The organism is Lederbergia citrea, assembly GCF_018343525.1.
Taxonomy (GTDB): domain Bacteria; phylum Bacillota; class Bacilli; order Bacillales; family Bacillaceae_C; genus Lederbergia; species Lederbergia citrea.
Genome location: NZ_JAGYPH010000001.1, coordinates 604,980 through 626,919, shown reverse-complemented (window position 1 = coordinate 626,919; position 21,940 = coordinate 604,980). Strand labels below are relative to the sequence as shown.

At 38.0% G+C, this 21,940-nt stretch carries 23 protein-coding genes; 7 read left to right on the top strand and 16 right to left on the bottom strand.

Annotated elements, in window-relative coordinates:
• Nucleotides 1–110 precede the first annotated feature (110 nt).
• The 4 genes from KHA88_RS03265 to KHA88_RS03250 all read left to right on the top strand — a co-directional run bounded on the left by KHA88_RS03265 (nt 111) and on the right by KHA88_RS03250 (nt 2,713).
• A complete protein-coding gene (locus tag KHA88_RS03265; RefSeq protein ID WP_213097185.1) occupies nt 111–338 on the top strand; it encodes a spore coat associated protein CotJA in 228 nt (75 codons plus the stop codon).
• Nucleotides 338–598, top strand: a complete 261-nt coding sequence (locus KHA88_RS03260) for a spore coat protein CotJB (protein ID WP_283247392.1) — start codon at nt 338–340, stop codon at nt 596–598. Before KHA88_RS03265 ends, KHA88_RS03260 begins: the two co-directional genes overlap by 1 nt.
• A gap of 47 nt (nt 599–645) precedes the next feature.
• Nucleotides 646–1,215, top strand: coding sequence for a manganese catalase family protein (locus tag KHA88_RS03255; protein WP_213097187.1), 570 nt, complete (start codon nt 646–648; stop codon nt 1,213–1,215).
• A 325-nt stretch (nt 1,216–1,540) separates the two neighbouring features.
• The gene (locus tag KHA88_RS03250; RefSeq protein ID WP_249312873.1) at nt 1,541–2,713 is read left to right on the top strand and encodes a metallophosphoesterase; all 1,173 of its coding nucleotides are present in this window, start codon (nt 1,541–1,543) and stop codon (nt 2,711–2,713) included.
• Between the two features lie 44 nt (nt 2,714–2,757).
• On the opposite strand, the gene KHA88_RS03245 is transcribed toward KHA88_RS03250, so the two are convergent.
• From KHA88_RS03245 to KHA88_RS03225, 6 genes are all read right to left on the bottom strand, one after another.
• Nucleotides 2,758–4,326, bottom strand: a complete 1,569-nt coding sequence (locus tag KHA88_RS03245) for a SagB family peptide dehydrogenase (RefSeq protein ID WP_213121387.1) — start codon at nt 4,324–4,326, stop codon at nt 2,758–2,760.
• 22 nt (nt 4,327–4,348) lie between these two features.
• On the bottom strand, nt 4,349–6,292 hold the full coding sequence (locus tag KHA88_RS03240; RefSeq protein ID WP_213097189.1) for a TOMM precursor leader peptide-binding protein: 1,944 nt from the start codon (nt 6,290–6,292) through the stop codon (nt 4,349–4,351).
• Nucleotides 6,289–8,247 (bottom strand): putative thiazole-containing bacteriocin maturation protein, encoded by a 1,959-nt coding sequence (locus tag KHA88_RS03235; RefSeq protein WP_213097190.1) that lies wholly within the window; start codon nt 8,245–8,247, stop codon nt 6,289–6,291. The genes KHA88_RS03240 and KHA88_RS03235 overlap by 4 nt, the downstream gene beginning before the upstream one ends.
• Nucleotides 8,248–8,258: 11 nt before the next feature.
• Nucleotides 8,259–8,513 (bottom strand): hypothetical protein, encoded by a 255-nt coding sequence (locus tag KHA88_RS03230; RefSeq protein ID WP_213097191.1) that lies wholly within the window; start codon nt 8,511–8,513, stop codon nt 8,259–8,261.
• Nucleotides 8,422–8,631 carry a heterocycloanthracin/sonorensin family bacteriocin gene (locus tag KHA88_RS21510; RefSeq protein WP_488153869.1) on the bottom strand — a complete coding sequence of 70 codons (210 nt, stop codon included), beginning with the start codon at nt 8,629–8,631 and terminating at the stop codon, nt 8,422–8,424. Before KHA88_RS21510 ends, KHA88_RS03230 begins: the two co-directional genes overlap by 92 nt.
• A gap of 510 nt (nt 8,632–9,141) precedes the next feature.
• Complete coding sequence (locus KHA88_RS03225) at nt 9,142–9,360, bottom strand: heterocycloanthracin/sonorensin family bacteriocin (RefSeq protein WP_249308378.1); 219 nt, start codon at nt 9,358–9,360, stop codon at nt 9,142–9,144.
• Between the two features lie 551 nt (nt 9,361–9,911).
• On the opposite strand from KHA88_RS03225, the gene KHA88_RS03220 reads away from it, so the two are divergent.
• Nucleotides 9,912–10,190: a DUF2277 domain-containing protein gene (locus tag KHA88_RS03220; RefSeq protein ID WP_213097193.1), complete on the top strand. Its 279-nt coding sequence runs from the start codon at nt 9,912–9,914 to the stop codon at nt 10,188–10,190.
• A 146-nt stretch (nt 10,191–10,336) separates the two neighbouring features.
• Entirely contained in the window at nt 10,337–10,570 is a 234-nt protein-coding gene (locus tag KHA88_RS03215) for a hypothetical protein (protein WP_213097194.1), read from the top strand.
• Between the two features lie 104 nt (nt 10,571–10,674).
• On the opposite strand, the gene qoxD is transcribed toward KHA88_RS03215, so the two are convergent.
• From qoxD to KHA88_RS03170, 9 genes are all read right to left on the bottom strand, one after another.
• Entirely contained in the window at nt 10,675–10,956 is a 282-nt protein-coding gene (gene qoxD / locus KHA88_RS03210; RefSeq protein ID WP_213097195.1) for a cytochrome aa3 quinol oxidase subunit IV, read from the bottom strand.
• A gap of 1 nt (nt 10,957) precedes the next feature.
• Nucleotides 10,958–11,554: a cytochrome aa3 quinol oxidase subunit III gene (qoxC, locus tag KHA88_RS03205; protein ID WP_213097196.1), complete on the bottom strand. Its 597-nt coding sequence runs from the start codon at nt 11,552–11,554 to the stop codon at nt 10,958–10,960.
• The gene (gene qoxB / locus KHA88_RS03200) at nt 11,554–13,500 is read right to left on the bottom strand and encodes a cytochrome aa3 quinol oxidase subunit I (protein WP_213097197.1); all 1,947 of its coding nucleotides are present in this window, start codon (nt 13,498–13,500) and stop codon (nt 11,554–11,556) included. The genes qoxC and qoxB overlap by 1 nt, the downstream gene beginning before the upstream one ends.
• Nucleotides 13,501–13,549: 49 nt before the next feature.
• Entirely contained in the window at nt 13,550–14,485 is a 936-nt protein-coding gene (gene qoxA, locus KHA88_RS03195) for a cytochrome aa3 quinol oxidase subunit II (protein WP_213097198.1), read from the bottom strand.
• Between the two features lie 375 nt (nt 14,486–14,860).
• Entirely contained in the window at nt 14,861–16,600 is a 1,740-nt protein-coding gene (locus KHA88_RS03190) for an ABC transporter ATP-binding protein (RefSeq protein ID WP_213097199.1), read from the bottom strand.
• A 225-nt stretch (nt 16,601–16,825) separates the two neighbouring features.
• Nucleotides 16,826–17,116 carry a CD3324 family protein gene (locus KHA88_RS03185; protein WP_213097200.1) on the bottom strand — a complete coding sequence of 97 codons (291 nt, stop codon included), beginning with the start codon at nt 17,114–17,116 and terminating at the stop codon, nt 16,826–16,828.
• A 362-nt stretch (nt 17,117–17,478) separates the two neighbouring features.
• Nucleotides 17,479–18,936: a DUF4153 domain-containing protein gene (locus KHA88_RS03180; protein WP_213097201.1), complete on the bottom strand. Its 1,458-nt coding sequence runs from the start codon at nt 18,934–18,936 to the stop codon at nt 17,479–17,481.
• Between the two features lie 70 nt (nt 18,937–19,006).
• Nucleotides 19,007–19,645, bottom strand: a complete 639-nt coding sequence (locus tag KHA88_RS03175) for an HAAS signaling domain-containing protein (RefSeq protein ID WP_213097202.1) — start codon at nt 19,643–19,645, stop codon at nt 19,007–19,009.
• The gene (locus KHA88_RS03170; protein WP_213097203.1) at nt 19,626–19,973 is read right to left on the bottom strand and encodes a PadR family transcriptional regulator; all 348 of its coding nucleotides are present in this window, start codon (nt 19,971–19,973) and stop codon (nt 19,626–19,628) included. Before KHA88_RS03170 ends, KHA88_RS03175 begins: the two co-directional genes overlap by 20 nt.
• 172 nt (nt 19,974–20,145) lie before the next feature.
• Here KHA88_RS03170 and KHA88_RS03165 point away from each other — a divergent pair, with 172 nt between their 5' ends.
• Complete coding sequence (locus KHA88_RS03165) at nt 20,146–20,988, top strand: aldo/keto reductase (RefSeq protein ID WP_213097204.1); 843 nt, start codon at nt 20,146–20,148, stop codon at nt 20,986–20,988.
• A gap of 89 nt (nt 20,989–21,077) precedes the next feature.
• Here the strand turns inward: KHA88_RS03165 and KHA88_RS03160 are convergent, their stop codons facing one another.
• Nucleotides 21,078–21,920 carry a deoxyribonuclease IV gene (locus tag KHA88_RS03160; RefSeq protein WP_213097205.1) on the bottom strand — a complete coding sequence of 281 codons (843 nt, stop codon included), beginning with the start codon at nt 21,918–21,920 and terminating at the stop codon, nt 21,078–21,080.
• Nucleotides 21,921–21,940 lie beyond the last annotated feature (20 nt).

Sequence of the window (21,940 nt, the reverse complement as noted above, 5' to 3'; positions counted from 1 at the left end):
CAGATTATCGCTTTGTTGTTACATTTTGGTTAAAAAATACTTACTCCTACGGAATTTAAACAAGCCAGTGCCCATACAATGGAATGATAAGAGTCGAAGGAGGAAATGTTATGCCTAGCTTTTATAAATCATACGAGCCTTATATAAGCCCTTTTGATCCCTGTCCACCTTTAACGGTTAAAACTTTCTCCACACCACCTAATCTATATATGGGTTTTCAGCCACCTAATTTGCCACAATTCTCCCCTATAGAAGCATTAAAAAAAGGGACGCTTTGGAAAGCTTTTTACGATCCATATTACAGCCCTTATGAAAGGGCACGGGAGGAGGCAGAATGATGAGGCAGATGCCTCCAGAATATTATAGGCAGCTTGAGGAATTACAAGCTACTGATTTTGTGATTGTTGAATTAACGCTATACTTGGATACTCATCCCGGAGATCATGAAGCAATACAGCAATATAATGCATTTGTAAAAAAAAGCAAAACGTTAAAGCGACAATTCGAAAAGGACTTCGGTTCGTTAACTAGTTTCGGATACAGCTATTCAAAGTACCCTTGGGATTGGAAAGAAGCGCCTTGGCCATGGCAGGTATGAACAAAAGCGGAAGCTGATGATAAGCTTAAAAGGAGGCAATTGTATATATGTGGGTTTATCAGAAAAAATTACAATATCCTGTCAAGGTCAGTCAATGCAATCCGATGCTAGCAAAATTTCTTATTGAACAATACGGCGGAGCAGATGGAGAACTTGCCGCTGCACTTCGATATTTGAACCAGCGATATACAATTCCTGATAAAGTGATTGGTTTGTTGACTGATATTGGCACAGAGGAATTTGCCCATCTTGAAATGATTGCAACGATGGTTTACAAGCTAACAAAGGATGCAACGCCAGATCAAATGAAAGAAGCAGGACTCGGCGCCCATTATGCAAATCACGAAAAAGCCCTTTATTACGAAAATGCGGGCGGTGTACCATGGACAGCTACCTATATTCAAGCAAAAGGAGATCCGATTGCAGATTTATACGAAGACATTGCTGCAGAAGAAAAAGCAAGAGCGACCTACCAGTGGATTATTAATATGAGTGATGATCCAGACATTAATGACAGCCTTCGATTTTTAAGAGAGCGAGAAATTATCCATTCACAGCGCTTCCGTGAAGCTGTTGAAATTTTGAAAGAGGAGCGGGATCGGCAGAAAATATTCTAATTTAGAAAGATGATTTCCTGTAGCTCGGTAATTTTTCATTAATTGATGGTCTCTGCTAACCAGCCTGTTTATTTCCGCTCCGGTCACTCGCTTTCCGCGGGGAGGTCCGGGAGCCTCCTCGCGGAAAGCGAGCGGTAAGCTTCGGAAAACCCGATATATCTAATATAAAAATAAACAGACTGTAGACAGCTCATTTTTTCAAGTTTGTCTATAGTCTGAAACACTATGACAAAAAGTTATAGTGTTTTTTTATTTTATCAAAGCGTATCTCAGATTATTTTTTTCATATCTAGATACAATAAAAAGACATGAAGACATCTTAGATTTGGGTGATGAAATGAGAAAGATAAAGGCAATTTTTGCATTATTACTGACTGTAATGGCTATGCCCATTGGCTTAAATCGTACCCATGCACAAGAAGTGCCTAAATCTGTCATTGATCTTCAAATATTAGAAACGACAGATTTGCATGCGAAAATTATGGATTATGACTATGTAAATAGAAAGCACACAGTTAAATATGGTTTGATAAGAACTGCTACACTTATAAAAGAATCACGCAAGACAGCACAAAATTCACTACTCTTTGATGTTGGCGATGTTTTGGTAGGAAATTCTTTAGGAAAATATGCTTTGAAGACCCAATATGTTAACTTCATGGATATACATCCAGTAATTAAAGCAATGAATATACTCAATTATGATGCAGCTACAATTGGAAATCATGAATTTAATTATGGACTTGAATTTTTAAACAAAAGTTTACAAGGAGCTAATTTTCCTTATGTTAACGCTAATATTTATATCGATGATCATAACGATTTCGAGGGAGATGATTTAAATTATTTCAAGCCCTACACTATTATTAAGAAAGAAGTTAAAGATTCAGTTGGTAAAAAGCATCTTTTAAAAATTGGAGTGATTGGCCTAATTACACCTATTGTTGCAGATTGGGATGAGGCAGTTTTCCAAGGAAAACTTAAGGTGAAAAACATCCGTGCCACGGCAGAGTATTATGTTCCAATCATGAAAGAGCACGGTGCAGATATAATAGTAGCTCTTGCCCATACGGGAATGGAGCCAGACCGAGGCTTAAAACAAAAAAATGGGAATTCCGTTTATTCTTTAAGCAAGGTCAAAGGAATTGATGCCATCCTATACGGACATAGTCATTCCTTATTTCCTCTAAAAGGAGATCATTCAAAAAAGAAAGGTATTGATCAAAATAAAGGCACTGTTAACGGCGTAGCCACTGTTCAGGCAGGATATTGGGGAAACCATCTTGGTATTATTGATTTGCAACTAGTAAATAAGAATGGCAAATGGAAGGTCAAAAACAGCCAATCTTCCGTTAAATCTATTTATAGAACGATTAATCGAAAGAAAATTCCTACCGTCCCTAGAGACCCAGAAATAGAGAAAATCATTGAAACAGATCATCGAATACTTATGGATTATATGAAAATGAATTTTACGCACAAAAAGAGCCCGTTTTGACTTATTCAAAATAGGCTCTTTTATGATTGAAAACAGAATAATACTTAACTATGCAAACTCCCCCTTAACCAAGGCCGATGGCGGTACGGACCAATTGGAATTTGGATTAAGCTTGTATTTCCATTTGAACTCAAATGATAAATCTCATCGCATGAGTTCACTTCAAATCCTAAAAGAGGGTGCCCCCCCATTCCGATTGCGGTCGCAATTAATAATAATCGTTGTACAAGCATACCCGCTTCCATTTGCTGGATGCGGTATCCTCTATATCCAAGTACCGTTTTAGAAAAATTCTTTTCGCCTACCACATGGAGGCAAATCGGTATTTGGAATATATTTACGTTACTACCGGAGGTTCCATATTGCAATTGACTTCGATGATCTCCGGGATGCTCTTGACGTAACGAGTGAGTAACGTTGTCATAATGATAAGCGCCATTCGGAATGCCCTCGACATTATATAAACAGCCGTATAATGCAATACGGGGCTCGCATTTCTCTTCATTTATATCATTTAAATATGAATATGCATCCATCGACTCCTTTAGCAGAGTTGCTAGTTGCGTTTGGCTTACTTTTCCCAAAATGAAATCTACATCCGGTGAAAATCGCTTACGGCAGACCGACGCCAAATCATAAGACAGTTGCGGCACTTGAGGCAGAGCTAGCGATTGAACCTCATTATTTACATTCTCTTCGACACTAATTTTCCGAAACGATGTCGTTGATCTTATCATGGATGCTTCATTCATTTTGACTAGCATTGGATACTCTTTAACTTTTTGTGATCGGACATAGTGGTTACACTGCATTGCTCGTAACTCTAGGGATAGTTCATCAGCACAAATATCCCCTGCCTTATCATTCCCGGTCTTTAACGGGATTTTGTCCAACGAGAGCGGTATTATCGCATAAACGCTCTCCTCTTGTTCAGAAAGACCGAGGAGGTGGTTAATGGCCCGGTCAAGAAACTGGAAGTATACCCTTGATTCGAAGCCAAAACGCTTTGCTACCTCTAGTAATTGTCCAATCAGTACACCAGTATCTAACCCTTGCAAACGGTATGCAAAGTTATTGTATTTATAAAAATTTTTCCAAAACATGGTTGAAACAAAAACAGTGCCAAAACAATCCGAAATTTCACAGCGATTGCCAAGTGCACGGGATATATAAGAATCAAAATTTCCTTCCCGTAATAATACCAAGCGGTGATGTGCCACATCATAATGGTATACACCTGCTGGCAAATCCTCGATCTTCAAATAAATGTACAATTCATTCGGATACAACGCCCCACCAGAAGGAATAAACCGTCGATATGACTGCATAAAATCCGCTTCTTGATCTATTGAACCCAAAGTACTAACAGACTCACTAAATTGAGTAAGACCAAATACATACCAGAGAAAATGACCGATTCCATGTAAGTCAAACTTGATAGATCTGCTCCTGTTCTCAAGTGTCAACGGGACTTCCAAAGAAAGCGGAACGACAGGTAATTCACGGTAAAGCTTATAAGAAAGCGGTGCATCATCCCAATCCACTTCCCAGTCTGACGGTCTTACCTTTTCAATGTCAAAATGGAGATTGTACAGAAATGCGTCTAGGCTCATACTCCTACCTCCTTACCACAGCTTATGGGAACGGATGTGGATGTGGGTTGAGTTGTTCAATTGACAATAGTTGTTTTGCATAACCAAGATCCATCGGCACCCGGAGCACCCTTTCCAGCCCTATTATCCGGGTAAACTGTTGTCCGAATGTCATCGGCAACATTCCCGGAATCAACACTTTAACGCAAAATAGTCCATTTCGTTTGATTTCCGGTGTCGTTTGGTCAACCACTATCACATCAAGGTCCAATCGGCTAAACAGCTTAAGAATATCCCTTAGATCATCGGTGAGATCTGTATGTCGAGTTTTCCATTTAAACGCCTCTTCAAACGTTTGCAATGGGCGATGATCATCCAATAAAAATTGTAGGCGTTCCTCCGCTTCCGGCAACCCATACAGCATTCCATGATCTTCCATCTTCGTTACTAGGGAAGGATCTTGCATCATTCGTACGTACCTCTCTTTGCCCTTCTCCAAATTCTCATCCAGCGTCAGCATCATGCCAGCTAATTCGTGAATGGCGCTTTTCACCGCTCGTATAGGATCAAGATGGGCACCCGCCGCACTAATGATATTCAATCCCTTGTTTTTTCTATTCTTCGCCAAGGCTAAAACACTTGGAATACCATGCTCCATCGTTGAATTATAAAAATGCAGATCATATCCGCCCACCGCTCGGACACGTTCAATCATTAATGGCAATTCTTGGTCGTTAGTAGAATAAGGATCAAGACGCGGAAGTGGCAGCTCTGCATACCAAGTCAATAAGAACGAATCACGCTCAACTACCTCCATAATACCGTAGAAAATAGCCTCCTCTAGACTTCCCCCTAACGCACATCCATTGGAGGTTTCATAAACAAATCCCTCTCCGCAGCCCAAACTGTAATAAGCAAGCAATTCAGGAACGAGGATCGGGTTTTCTTGCAAAAACGAATATCCCCAAACCCAATTGATAGGGCGATCAGGGTTGAACGGTTTGAACGGAAAATTGGGCTGAGCGTATTGTTCATTTGCATGGACGCCAACATTGATAGGATTGAGTGCTATATCTTTTAAATTTCTGTAACTATCATGAACGACTGTCCTTTTACCGTGTGGAGACATACCGCAGTACCTCTCTAACCCCTCCAAAATGGCTGTTGATTCGCTTACAGTGTATGAATGCGTGCGTCCCGCTGTTCCCTCATCCCCAGAGAACAACGGGAGATTGACAATTACATCGGCAAATGGCGGCACGAGATCATAAACCTTTTCATTTAAAAAGCCAGTCTTATGATCTAAATATTCTTTTCTTAAAATCTTATTTAGATCAACTATTGAACGGCAGCGGAAACTGTCGGGACTGATTTTCGGACTAGGTTGCAGAGTAATTCGAGCGGCTTCCGGTGAATCATTGGGTAATTGACTGCAAGTTTTACATAACGGATCGGGTAGGAAGGAATGCCATGAACTATTTAGTGTTTTAAGATTAATTAATAATACCTGGCCTTCAGAATTTGGCTGCCCCCCTTCTAAAACACGATTAACCTCTGCAGTAAAATGAAAGGCCATATGCAACAGTCCAGTGCGCGATGCCCAAACATCTCTCTGCATTTCACAGTGGGCTGCAGTTTTCTGTATCATCTCCCACATCTCTTCACGGTCTCGTCCGGCCATCAGACGGCGCATGTCAGCACATTGAGAGCAGCCGTGAGTCCCTTGACGAACCAGTGGTCCTACGACACCTTCACCAAATGAAACGAAGCCTCGCAGCCAGGGGATTCCTGTTGTTCGCAAATGTTTTTCCATTTTTTGATGAATGGCAAGATTGATGTAATCGTGTAATACTAGAACCAAACCTGTCGTTTCCGGTATTCCATCCTCGAGATCGGCGCGGCGAATGAGCTCATATGATGCGGACAGTTTACTGCAAACGAGGTCCGCCAGCACCCCTTCTCCGATAACGACCACGGCATTCCTCAACTAGAACCCTCCTCTCGTATTAACACACCGAACACCCCTGCGAGTCCCTCTTTCAAAAATGGTTCCAATGTTAAATCGAAGACTAAGAGTTGTTTTTGTTGCTGTTTTAAATTTTTTATAGCTGACTGTAAAATCGAGGATTGGGTTGTAATATCTAAGGAAGGAATGACAAGGCTCAATGGTTCCTTTTCTTCTAGATGAACAGAAGAAACCTCCAAACTTTTGGAAAATAGATAGTCCTCTTTGTTTTGGGCATTCATAAGTGCCTGTTGTAATGCTTTTCGCAACGCCATCGTTATATTCAAACCTACATTGCCGAACCAGCGTTCATTCGTACCAACCCATACAACAGGGAAACCAGACACTTCTCTTCCTAGTCCGATCACAGGTGCCCCCTTCATTGTAGTAAGTGCGTTAAGATAAAAGCGACAATGTTCATCATCCACCTTATCTAACTGCACCTGTGTAACTAAATTATTTCTATTAATCTCCTGTTTGTTAAGCACCTTCTCCAAACAACTTTGCAATCCGCGACTAATACCTTCACTAACCGTTTCTCCCGCTCCAACTCCGACGAATTTATGTGTTGGAACAGCCGTTTCCTCACCATATGGTGGAAGTGTCGTAACGAGCAAATCGACCGATCGCGATACATAGGATTCAATACCTGTAAGACCAGCTTCTCTCCGGACTTCCTCATGTGTCAAACCATTACAAACAATGTCTGGCAACAGTTCCGCGGGTCCTTCCGATAATATGTCGACGGCCTGTACGCGGCATTGAGCTAAAGGCAGCTGCTTTAAATCCCCCTCTTCAAAAATGTGAAAAATTCCAGATTCCTTCGATGTCAACTGGCTGAGGTGGAGTAATAATTTACTCGACACATCTTTATTTAAACTTAGTTCGGGAAGTAAATCCAAGTCACTTACCCATTCGGTAGACATACGTCCTTCCGCTAATGGATGAGGCAAAAACGAATGCCAGTTTCCTTCCAGTGTATGAAGATCAAGCAAATAGAAATGGTTTCTTGACTTAGCTTCATCCACACTTGTAATCTCTTTAAATAATTCAAAGGAGATGATGTTTGCTAACAATGCCCCAGCTATGGGAGAGAAGGAAGAAAACTGTTTTCCTTTGGATAGTGTAGTTCGGTGCATGCGCCTCCACGCAGATTCCCAACAACCCGTAGAGTCCGGATGCACGATAGGACCCGCAAGCCCCACCCCTTGTATACATAAAGCAGGGAGAAATAACTTGTTTTCTTCCCTACAAACTGTATGAAGAAGACGCAGTTCATCTATATCTCCCTCCTGTGAAACATATAAAACTGATTCAAAAGGTTGAATAATTTCCCTCCATGAGCATTCCTCTTTCTTCTGCAGGCTGACCTCCTGTACCATCACCTCTTTGTCTGCTTTACGGGCGCGTGCAACGAGTTCCTCCACCCTCTCCCTATTGGTCACTATCGAGTCCGTAATGAACATATTTATCTTCGGCAATCCCGATTCAATTAATGAAGAAACTAACGAAACAAAAAAAGGACCGGAGCCAACAGCCAATACTTTTGCCCGACGATAGGCTTGAAAACGACAAGCAGCTGAATCGCCGAAACTTTCGAGAAATTCAATTTGGGGAGCATACATTTTAAGAATATGATCATCCAATTGATGTGGAAGATCTTGGCTCATATCCCGAACAAACTCATTCCGATAAAGCACCTCAGCAATTTGATAAACTCGATTTCGATATGGATCTGGCAACCCTTCCGTTAAATCTCCTAATGTAAACTGTCCGTTAAACATCGGTAACAGCTTTTCAACCCATTGATCAATCTTATGTCCTTCCATTCGAAATGAACTTATATTGTTTCGAAAATACACACCGCTGTTTGTATCAGGGAGATATGATGTATCCCTTTTTACTTTTAGCCGCATTTTAGGGGTTAAATTTGTCATCTCACTCCTCCTTAGCCATCACCGTTATGAAATCGTTTCATCACTTTCACTATCATTCTATGTTTCTCAACTTGTTTCATATGTCTAATCAAAAAGGGAAAAGTCCCTGCACTAACCAATGCAGGGACAATAATTTTCTCTATAGGTAACATTTTATCTAGAAAAACAATACGATTAAAACCCGCAGCGTCCACAACGCCCGCAGCGCCCACAACCGCCACAGCGAAAGCAACCAAAGCAACCAAAACAACCAAAGCAGACGCCAATTAATCCAATTTGTCGATCTGAAGCGCCATCGGACTGAGTTTGATCCCAATTAACTGCCTCACTCGTCTGAAAATCGCCAACATCCAACACTTGAAGTTCGCTATGAAAATTTTTCACACTTGTCACCTCCACAAAAAATAACTATAACTTCCGGGAACATGATGGGGAAACAATACAAGTTAACTTGGAAATACTACAAATAAAGGCGATGAATCCACCTTTTCTTCGGATACTCTCACCAATAACTTATGAATGTTGGTTACATATTGCACTAATAGTAATGCCTATTTTTATGAGTATTCCTAATTATTGTTCAAGCAAAAAAACATCGGAATGAACTTCCGATATTTAATGATCCATTGTTTTAATTTCCATTATTGTTTTTCTTCAACTCCTGCATCCGTCCCATAGCTTGAACAAGAGGCTTATAATAATAATCTTGTTTAACTTGTTTCATATGTCTAAGAACTATAGCGGAAGAGCTGGACGATTACTCACTTTCTTGAAATTATCCACAAAGTATTATTTTATAATTTTCTAGAGTAGCAAAAGAAAAAGTCCCTGCACCAACCATGCAGGGATAGTAATTCCTTTTTAGGTAACGCTTTATCTAGAAAAACTTTAGTATTAAACACCACAACGGCCACAACGGCCACAGCGGCCACAACCTCCGCATCGCCCACAACCACCACAGCGAAAACAACTAAAGCAGTTAAAACAGCTATAACAACTATAAAAACCATAACAGCCACCAATTAAACCAAATTGTCGATTTGAATCATCATAGGACTGGGTTTGATCCCAAGGAACTGCCTCACTCGTTTGAAAATCGTCAACATTTAACATTTGAAGTTCGTTATGAAAATTATTCATTCTTGTCACCTCCACAAATTAATTAGATGTGCCAGGAACATGAAGGGGAAACTATACAACCAGTTCGGAAATACTACATATAATAGGCAATGAATCCACCTTTTCTTGTGATACTCTCCCCAACAACTTATGAATGTTGATTAGGTATTGCCCCTAATTACAATGCCTATTTTTGAGTAATCCATGAAATCTAAACATTTGTTTTCTTTTCATCTTTATATAGCAGTTTGAAATTAAAATACTAATTAGCGTAATAAATTTAAGCATAAAAATATCGGAATTAACTTCCGATGTTTAATGATCCGTTGTTTTAATATCCATTATTGTTTTTCTTGAACTCCCGCATATGTTTTATAGCTTGAACAAAATGCTTATAATTAGTAACTTGCTTTCTTATAATAGGATGAAGCTTGTTGTAGGCAACTTTGCAATCAGGAAATCAGTACAGTAAAACACCACTCATAAAACAATAAGTAAGAAAGGAATGTGATACAATCGGGGAAAACCATTACAAGGAGTACGATATGTGTCGAAATATTAAAACTTTATTTAACTTTGACCCTCCTGCAACTGATGATGAAATTTATGCAGCATCCCTTCAATATGTACGAAAGGTCACCGGATTCAATAAACCTGCAAAAATAAATGAGGACAATTTTAATCATGCCGTTAAAGAAGTAGCAAAAATTACACGTAATCTCTTTAACTCTCTAGAAACTTCTGCTCCTTCCCGCAATCGAGAGGTTGAGGCGGAACGGGCTCGAATGAGGAATGAAAAAAGATTCGGGATTAAACAAAGTTAAGTTAATTCCGCTAACCAAAAAATATTATACTGGCTCCCCATTGTTACTCGCGATTCGTCGAATACAAAAAAAGTACGAAAATCGTCAAAAACAATTGACAGTTCTGTGAACAAGATAAATAATAAATAAAAAAGGGGAGCCAGTAAATGAAAACTAATTTAAGATTACTTAATGCTGTACAGTATATTGGTTTGACATTAATTACAATTGGTATTGTTACTTTCTTATACGGTTTTTTTGTAAGTGGTTACATTATGATGACTAGTATAGGAATTGGAACAGTTATGGGGGCTATTTTTATCTTTTTGATGGGTGTATTTTTTGTAGCAACAGAAGAAATGCAGGAAAAAACTGCAAAAGGAATAAAGCTCACCCAATGAGCAGAGTTTTCTCTTCTCGGAATTTTTTCAAGCAGTATTCTTAGTATTTACAGTTAGATGCTTATAAAAACAAAGGAGCGTCATTTTGACGCTCCTTTGTTGTGCTACATATCCCAGATTAAAATGAGCAATGTACCGAAGATTGTACATAGTGCTATAGCAAATCCATAATAGATATTCGTATAAATGGAACCTTTATCACTAGTTTCACCAGCATGCATAAAGACAACAAGCTGAACGGCTGCCTGCACGAATGCTGTAACTAGAAGTATCGTCATCCCCACTACAAATGACATATTGAAAAAATAAACAGCGAGAGCAACGGCAGTAAGAATTAACGAAAAGATAAACCCCATTACTTGCTTACGCGGAAATAATTTGCTCATATTACATCATTCCTTTCAAATAGACGAAGCTGAAAATAAAGATCCAAACGACATCTAAAAAATGCCAGTATAATGAAAATATGAATGATTTATTAGCTGTTTCTGGTGTTAAACCGCGTTTTTTTACTTGTAGGATGATAAATAATCCCCAGAATAATCCAAGTGTCACGTGTGCTCCATGTGTACCTAAAGTTGTTAAAAGGACGGCCGTGAAAGCACTTGTTTGCAGTCCTGCCCCAATATGAACATAATGTGCAAACTCATATATCTCAACTCCTAAAAATGTAAGACCAAGTAGTAATGTAATTGCAAAGAATGTCATCATTGCCTTCTTATTACCAATGCGCATTGCATGAACCCCGAGACCGATTGTAAAACTACTTGTTAACAGTACAAACGTTTCAATCAGCACTGGTGTAATTTCAAAAATTTCCGCTCCAGAAGGCCCATTACCGGTACGATCGACTAATGTGAAATAAGTTGCAAAAAGTGTTGCAAACAACATAATTTCGGCTCCGAGAAAAATCCAGAAACCTAAAATATTCAATTTATTTTGCTCTGTACTATACTCCAGCGGAAGCGAGTGATCTATATTCATTAGCTAACACCTCGCAGTTTTTTTTCTGTGTCTTCAACTTCTTGAACAGAAATATAATGACCGTCATCTATCTCAAAGGAACGATGTGCCATACATGCAAAAATAGCTATTGTTGTAATGATTGCGGGAATCCACATGCTGAATACAAATGAGAAGCCCCATAAGAAAAAGATACAACTCATAATAAATGGAACACCACTATTATTTGGCATATGAATTTTTTCTATTTTCCCTTTGAATAATAGGCGATTTTTTTTCTTAGCATCCCAGAATGCTTCAATCGATTCAACTTGTGGAGTCACAGCAAAGTTATATGATGGTACTGGGCTGTGGGTAGCCCATTCAAGAGAACGTGCATCCCATGGATCTGCACTAATATCTCTTGAAGCATAACGAGTGCTGTAATAAACATTATATACAATTAATGCAAAGCCAATTGCGAGTCCAATTGCCCCAACGAAAGAAAGTAAATTAAGCGGACCAAATCCAGTTGCTTCAGAGTATGTGTACATTCTGCGTGCTTGCCCATCTAAACCTGTGAAAAACATTGGGAAGAATGTAACGTTAAAACTGATAGCAATAAACCAGAACGCCCATTTTCCTATTCTCTCATTTAACATGAATCCAAACATTTTTGGCCACCAGTATGTGAGACCGGCAAGCATTGCGAATACGACACCAGGAATAATGGTGTAGTGGAAGTGTGCAACCAAGAACATCGTATTATGATATTGATAGTCGGCACTTGCCATTCCCAACATAACTCCCGTTACTCCGCCGATTGTAAAAATCGGTATGAATCCTACTGCGTAAAGCATTGGAACGGTAAATTCAATTTTTCCTTTCCACATCGTAAGCAGCCAGTTAAAAATCTTAATTCCGGTCGGTATGGCAATCGCCATTGTCGTAATCGAGAAAATACTATTTGTTAATGGTCCCTGTCCCATTGTAAAGAAATGATGTGTCCAAACTAAGAAAGAGAAAAATGAAATGATGACAATGGAAGCGACCATTGATTTATATCCATATAGATTACGTCGTGAAAATGTAGAGATAATCTCACTATAAATTCCAAATGCCGGCAAAATTAAGATATACACTTCTGGATGTCCCCAAACCCAGAACAGGTTCGCCCAGAGCATATCCATACCGCCATTCGTTGTCGTAAAGAAGTTTGCGCCAAAAAGCCGATCCATTGTTCCCAATAGAAGTGCAATTGTTAGTACTGGAAAGGCGTAAACGACAATCACGTTCGTGATAAGAGCAGTCCATGTGAACATTGGCATCTTCATTAATGTCATACCAGTTGCTCTCATTTTTAATATCGTCGTAATAAAGTTAATACCAGATATTAATGTACCAATACCAGCAATCTGAATGGAAAGCATATAGTAATTTGTCCCGACAGATTGGCTGAAATCATTGCCCGCGAGCGGGAAATATGAAGTCCAGCCTGCATCGGGAGAACCGCCAATGACGAATGAAATATTGAATAACATCGCACCCATAAAGAATAACCAGAAGCTTAATGCATTTAAGCGCGGAAACGCTACGTCACGGGCACCAATTTGTAATGGAACAACGAAGTTCATTAAGGCATAAATAAATGGCATTGCCATAAAAATGATCATGACTACCCCATGGGTAGTAAACACTTCATTATAATGCTGAGCATCTAATAACGCATTTTCAGGTACTGCCGTTTGCGCCCGCATCATAAGTGCGTCAACGCCACCACGGAATAACATCAGCAAGGCAGAGATCAAATACATAATCCCGATCCGTTTATGGTCTACAGTTGTTAACCATTCACGCCATAAATAACCCCATTTTTTAAAATATGTTAAGCCTGCGATGATAGCAATAACTGTAAGACCAATGGCAACCATCGATGCATAAATCGCAGGACTTGGATGAGGAATAGCAAATCGATCAAAGTAATTCATACTTTTATGACTCCTTTCATACAAAGCAAGTTGTTAACAAACGATCAACCTATTCATGATGATCGTGTTCTGAATCTTTCTCGTTTGAATGTTCATTATGTTCATGTCCACCCCTTGAATCCACATGTGATTGATGGGAACCATGATGATGTCCACTATACTCCCCTTCCGGAGCAGGCAAGAATTGTAAATGTGTTCCACTGAATGTTAACTGTCCAAGATGGCCTGGTTTTAACAACTCATTGAATTTCTCTTCTGTTAAAGGTTTAGCTGTTGCTTTAACATCTTCAACCCATTTATCATAATCGGATTCAGACATTGCTTTTACAAGGAATGTATTTTCAGCGAAACCTTTTCCACTAAAGTTAGCATTTCGCCCCATATATTCACCAGGAACACTAGCTGCTAAATGTAATGTCGTTACCATATCCGACATCGCATATTTTTGTCCTCCAAGTTGCGGAATCCAAAAGCTCGTTATTGGTCCATATGAGTACAATTTAAATTCTAACGGTCGATCCGTAGGGACATATAAGTAATTAACTGTTTCGATATTTTCTTCAGGATAACTAAAATGCCATTTCCAGTTAGAGGAAGAGGCATAAACGATCAAAGGCTTTTGATTTTCATACCCTTTCGGTGTTTTCTCAACTGCATAGGTAGATTTAACAGTGACAATTGAAAGGAAAATAATGATTAAAACTGGAATTCCCACAATAATTGATTCAACAATCGGATTACCCTCAATATGTGGAGGCTCATAATCTTCACTTTGTTTCGATGCACGGTATTTTAATACTATAAATACTAATAGACTGAAAACGACAATAACAATGAACGCCATGGTCGCAATCGAAATCCATATAACATTAGCTTGCGTTTCAGCTTGAGGTCCTTTAGGATCCAAAACCATCAATGATTCACAACCCGTTAACACTATGATACTAGTGATAAATAAACTATATAAAGCCCATTTCATTTTCATTAAGGTACCCCTTTCTTTTGTGGTAAAAGCTTCAGTTTATATAGGAAACACCTACCTTGTGATATACATCACATACATAAGATTATTTTATTCCTATCAAATGCAAAATACAATTTTAATGTGATATAGTTCACAAAGTGTTCAAAAAAATTCTTTAAAAATCGTCACAAAATGTATTAATAATAATGAGCAATAATTCACGTTTTCGGAATAATTATTAACATCTTTTTAATAACTGGAATATCTATAAACATTTAAAATGAAATTAAAATAATGGTAAAGTTAATTTCCAACCAAAAATGAACCCACCATGTATGGCGGGTTCATTAGCGATTATTCATTGTTTCTCGAATTTATCGGAGACTTTTCCAATTGTTATGAAAATGTAAATTGTAAATTATATAGCCTTGCATACATGCCATCCCGAGCGATTAATTCTTCATGTGTTCCTTGTTCTTCAATCCCATCATCCGTTAAGACAACGATTCTTTTTGCATTTCTAATTGTTGATAGCCGATGGGCGATAACAAATGTAGTGCGATTATTTGCCAAATGTTCTAATGAATCTTGAACAACTTTCTCACTTTCATTATCCAAAGCACTTGTTGCTTCATCGAAAATAAGTATAGGAGGATTTTTCAAGAAAACACGTGCAATGCTCAATCTTTGTTTTTGCCCTCCAGATAATTTAACACCCCGCTGACCAATATGTGTGTCATACCCATCTGGTAATTCCATAATAAATTCATGGGCATTGGCATCGATTGCTGCTTCAAAGATTTCCTCTTTACTTGCATGAGGTTTTCCGTAGCGAATATTATCTAATACTGTTCCGGCAAATAAATAAACATCTTGCTGGACGGTACCCACGTTCCTTCTTAAAGAACTTAAACTAATATCCTTAATATTAATACCGTCAAGCAATATTTCACCTTCACTTACTTCATAAAAGCGCGGTATGAGTGAACATAAAGTTGTTTTACCAACGCCGGATGGACCTACTAATGCAATATATTCTCCAGCTTTTACGTTAAGAGATATATTTTCCAAGACATTGTTATGGTTTCCGTTATAGGTAAATCCAACATTTTTAAACTGTACATTTCCTTTGACATTCTTTAATTCAATCGCTTCTGCTGAGTCTTGGATATCGGGTTCTACCTCTAAAATTTCCATAAAACGTTCAAAACCAGTGATTCCTTCTTGATACTGCATAGTAAGATGCGATAGTTTCTGGATTGGTTCAATCAGATAACCAATATATAATAAAAAGGTAATCAAATCAGCCAAGTCTAATGAAGCGTTAACAATGCTAGCGCCGCCAAAAACAATAACAGCAATCATTATGAGTTGGATAAATGTTTCTAAACCATTAGATAAATAAGCCTCGCTACGATAACCATTTTTTCTACTCTTAAGAAAACGATTGTTTTCGTGAGCGAATTTTTCTTTTTCTAATTCTTCATTTGCAAATGACTTTACAACTCTGATCCCCGAAAGATTATCTTCCACTTGGGCATTAATATCGCCAATTCTATCCTTATTTCTTTTTAAAGCAATATTCATCCTTTTATTAAAATAAAGGGCGTAAAGAGCCATCATTGGCAAAAAGATAAATACGGCTAAAGTTAATTGAGCGTTGATCATAAATAGTATTACAAATGCACCGATAAACCTTATTAAATATTTCGCATAATCTTCAGGACCATGATGATACAATTCTGAGAGCAAAAGTAAATCATTCGTGAGTCTAGACATTAATTGTCCAGTTTTTTGCTGATCATAAAAACTAAATGATAGTTTTTGATAATGGGAAAATATTTCTTCACGCATATCACTTTCCATCATCGCCCCCATCGCATGACCCCGATAATCAACAAAAAAGTTACATGCGGCTTGTACCATAGCTAGTACAAGCATGATAGCTCCGATCATATATATTTGATTTAACGCATGACTCAGATTACCTTCTAATACATTTTTCGTAATATATCTAATCAATAATGGAAAAATCAAGGTAATCGACGATGCAATAAATGTGCAAGTCATAATTACAAAAAACAATTTTAAATATGGTTTATAATAAGAAAAAAACTTTTTGAATCGAGTATTCATGTTTCTCCCCCATTGTTTTTGGAGGGTTAAATTGGAATCGCCCTCCATGTATTAATCATTTTTTCGTTTAATGAATTTTTCATTTAAATCACCCTTCGTTTTGTTTTTGGATTCTACTTCAAAAAGCCGTAGATAGCCTCTCTCTATTCTACGGCCTTATTCATCATTGGTAGTCTGTTAGAAGAAATACTGGTGCTCCATGCTTTGGACTAGATTATATATAGCTCACCGTTTCGATTCTTTAAGTAGTCCACGAGTCTTATATATTATTTTCCGGATACTATCTACGGACAAGTTGTAATCTCGTTCTAACTCTTCGAAAGACTTTCCTTCCGTATATAGATGATAAATCTCTTCGTTTCTTTGAGCAATTAACTGTCGTGAACCGTTCATTTCTCCCCATCCAGCCCGCTGATTCTTTTTCTTAGGGATATAGATTAGCTCGCCTTGAATATATTTCTGTAGTTCCTTCAGCAAATTAGGGGGAAGCACTTCCCTCCCGTTTTTGTATTGCAATATTTACGTCCTCCTTTATTAGGTGTACGTATAAAAACAGTTTTATGTTAGTCATTTATAAAATCTCCTTTCGCTTGTAATTTAACGAGTAAGCACTTACAAAAAAATACGTATGAACTACTCATATTCATAGTATAAGTGGATTCACCGTTTATGGAAAGATAATAATATTCTAAATATTAAATAAGGCCGCAGTTGCGGCCCCATTTTTGAGATTCCCGCTTAAACGGAAATCACCTCTTGTTTTATGATCAAAATAATCATCCTCCTTTCCAATAATTCTATCGGTCCGACACCCTTATTAACTCATATTATTGGTAAGGGGAACAAGGGAAAGAATAATTATAGTTAATTTATGCCAATTATAATTCCATCTCCCCCAGCTTTTCATAAGCTTTCTTCCGGGCAAAATTATGAGACTGCCATGAATCACTTTTTAAATACTCTCTATCTGCTTTTCGCTTTTTTAGCAAAGCTTCCAAACCCTGAACATTAGGATTATTTTCATAAAGCTCGATTAATCCAAGGATACCCGTTGATGATAAGCTGTTTAAATAGTCGATGTCGATTTTTCCGGTTGTCTCGAAGCGAGCAATATTTTTATCAACTACGATTTTGTCGATGTTGATAATATTGATACCTGCATAATAAATAAGCGATGCAATAAAATAAAAATGGAATAAGGAAAGCTTCTCAAGCCAAATTTTAACGAGGGTGTATGCAAAAATGACCATTAAGAAAATCATGAAGGAATGCACTAACACCCGTGTAAAAGTGAACCCATACGCATCCTCATACATTGACATTCGCATGAAAGCTGAGATAAGAAGAACTCCGCTTGATAAAACAAGAACTGACAAGGCCAATCGAATTATTTTTTTCAAAAATCCCTGAATAGTCTTCGTTAAATTAATAACCCCGGTTGTTATGCTTAGGTTAATTAGGGTGACAAAAAGTAATTCAAAAAAACCGCGGCGCGCATATTCCGCAAAAGTGTAACCATCACCAAGCGTGCCACTGAAAAAGTACTTGAATTGGACGGCAACAAATAATACATACACCAAGTCCAAGAGCAGCAGCACAGTTAGAGTAATAATACCATCCATTACAATTGGCTTATGAATATTCCTTTGGCCAATATCAATATTCTTTTGTAAAAGCGCCTGCATGAAGCCAAAAAAGCTGAATGTATAAGTTAGAATAACGATCAAACGGAAGACATTGTCTGCCTTGAAGCTTAGCAAATTAGGGATACCACTTAAAAGTCTTTCAAACTGAGCATCAGCTGAAATTAACAGATTAAGTATGACAAACAAAAATGGGACAGAGATAGCAATACCAATCAGGATTTTTTTCCAAATATCATAACCCTTTTTTTGGTTTCTGTTCCCTTTTATGAACTTGGCAATATGCTTTGTGAATTTGGCACTATAGCGAATTCCATCAATGATGCGCAGTAATGTGTAAAAGATAAAAAACAAATTACTCCATTCTAGTTTTTTCGGTGAAGTAATCAATGCAAGATGGAAGATAACAAGAGCCGGGATGATCAAAATATTCAACATATAAAACAGTGTCGTGTCATACAGGTAATAACCTGCTGCTAAAAGCCAAATTGAAATCAACACTAGATATCCTAGCCGCTGATGCGAGAATGAAAACGATCGAAACCTCCAGAAAAAGGCTGTATAAAATATAGCGATGAAAATAAAATAGGAGATGCCGATCTGATCTCTGAAGAATGCTTCTTCCGCAACAAATCCAACAAATAGGCATATGAGAAAAAATATTCCGTCTATCTTTCTAATTTTTAATTCCATTTAAAAATACCTCCATTTTTTTAGAAATCTAAGATACATAGAAATTCTATGTAGACAGGTAAAAAAAAGCTTATATAGAAGCTTTTTTCCCCCACCTGTAGCTAATTAGGCAAACCGGGTATAAAAGAAGCGTGAATAGGATGCAGATCCCGATAAAGGTTTCTGTCAACAATGGACTAAACCATTCACGTGGAATGATCCGGAAAACCGTTAAAACCATTAGTGTGATATTCGGTATTAATACTAATAAAAAGGTCCTTTTCATCAACTTCTTTCCTTGATGTCCAAAGCCCCTGCCTATTTCATAACCAAGCAATGCCCAAAAGAACAAGTAAATTAGCGCAATTAGGATCGGAAAGGATGTCAATTGAATCCATAAGGTCGTGAGCCAGTCCCAATCAAGCAAATTATGAGCAAGAGTGAGTGCGGAGCCTCCGCCAAAAAAAAGAATATTTACTGCAATGAATAACCATTTCATATTGCTTGGTGTAACAGAAAGCTCATCTCTCCACATTGCGGCAATTTCTTCAGGTGTACCGAATCTAGAATAAACCTGATCTCGCAATTCAGATTCATTTTCTATCTTATAGAGACCATTAAAGAGTTCATCAAGATGAGCATCATATTCCTTTAATATTGCTTCTTTCTCTTGATGATTTACAAGCCCCTGTGCGAGTTCTGCTAAAAACTCATTCTTCAGCCGTTCCATGTTTTTTTCTCCCTATTAACTTGTTCATTACAGAAACGAAGTCATTCCATTCACGGGTCTTTTCAAGAAGCATTTCTCTCCCCGCATTCGAAATGCGATAATACTTCCTAGCCGGACCCTTCTCCTGTTCCTGCCAATAGGATTCGATGTATTCCTGCTTTTCAAGTTTATGAAGGGCCGGATAAAGCGTACCTTCCTTTACAGAAAACTCATTACCGCTGCGTTTCTCCAGTTCTTTTACAAGCTCATATCCGTACATGTCCCGCTCATCGAGCAGTTGAAGCATCAAAAGGGATGTACTTCCCTTTACCAATTCACGATTAAACATATTTTCACCTACCTAGAGTTTTTAGGTATATAGGAATTTTACACCTCTCGAAATAAAATGTAAAGTATAGAAATTTTTTTTTGCTTATTTATGCTTGTTTTAAAATCAAGCGTTATGAAATAAATTCAGAAATATGGTAATCTTAAAATATTAATGAAAGGAGTGACTAGTTATGAGTAATTCAATTCCTGAGATTACGCTTAATGATGGCCTTACTTTGCCGGTTATAGGGTTGGGTACATATAGTCTAAAGGGAAGTAAAGGAGTCAACTCTATAAAAAGTGCCATTGATAATGGCTATCGACTCATTGATACCGCCTATAATTATGAAAACGAAGGAACCGTAGGTGAAGCCGTTCGACGCGGCTCTGTACCAAGAGATGAATTAAAAATCACATCCAAATTACCAGGTCGTTATCACGAGTACGATAAGGCCATGACTGCCATTCAAGAATCTCTGTATCGTGCAAATTTAGAGTATTATGATTTATATATAATCCACTGGCCTAATCCTAAAAAGGATAATTATGTGGAGGCTTGGCAAGCACTCATTGAAGCTAAAAAATCAGGTTTAATTCGTTCCATCGGTGTAAGTAATTTCTTACCGGAACATATTGAGCGTTTAGAAAAAGAAACTGGCGTTAAACCAAGCATAAACCAGATAGAATTACACCCATTCTTCAACCAAGCACAACTACGGAATTGGCATGAAGAGAATAATATTAAAATAGAGTCGTGGAGTCCATTAGCTCGAGGAAGTGAAATTTTTGAAGTTGAAACGATTAAAAAGCTTGCCGACCGTCATAACAAAACAATTTCACAAGTTATTTTACGTTGGCACTATCAACTTGGGGCTATTCCAATTCCTAAGTCTTCATCCCCTGACCGACAACTTGAAAATTTATCAATTTTTGATTTTTCCCTTGATGAAACGGAAATGAGCATAATTTCGGAATTAACTCGCCCTGATGGAAGAATTAATGATCAGGATCCTGCTACATATGAAGAATTTTAAAGAGTAACGATAGTAAATAAATGTGCACGGAATCTGCCGACAAATACTCGAAAAATCGTGTGTCGGCAGATTTTTTTCATAAAGAAATTTCATTCATTTCCTCCCCACTTTTCCTGGATTAGCTTTATTTCTTTTTCATGCGACATTTCTTCTTTTGGTGTTTCCAATATAAAAGGTATGTTAGCAAGTTGGGGTGTCGTTACTAATTGATCAAATTGAGCCTCTGTTATGTATCCAGATCCAAAAATTGGTGCATGCCGATCTTTTCCCGACCTAGTATCATACTTAGAATTATTAAAATGAATAAGCTTTAACTCCTCAAAATATCCAAGTTCCATTCCTTTCTTTAGCACTTCATGCCAGTTTTCACCATCCCATAAGCCGCTAGCAAAAGCATGACATGTGTCCAAACAAAAGCCTATTTTTTCGGGATGATTACACAATTTGCGAACTTGCACTAGCTCTTCTAATGTAGTTCCAATCGTTCCGGGGAAACCGGCATTATTTTCAAGTAGAACCTTGGCTTTTCCTTCCCACTGATGAAGTATTTCATCTAACATACCGATGATAAGATGATAGCTTTCAAGTGGATTTGTTTTGTTTAACTGTTTGCCAAAATGAACGACAATTCCAATAGAACCACAGGCTTCGGCAATTTCTAAATCATTTAATAAGGAGTGTATCACCTGTTCTCGCTTCTTCTCATTTTGGGGAGTTAAGCTTGTTGGATATGGGGAATGACCGGCAGAAATAATTGCCTTTTCTTTACAAAATTCATTGCATCGCAAGGCATCGTCACGATTGAAATTCTTCACTGCTAAGCTTTTTGGGTTTTTAGGGAAATATTGAAAAGCGCCAGCATTCATTGCGAATGCTTGTTTAGCAGCACCTTCATAGCCCTGTCTTATCGAAAGATGGCAACCAAATTTCATATGAATTCTCCCACAATTAA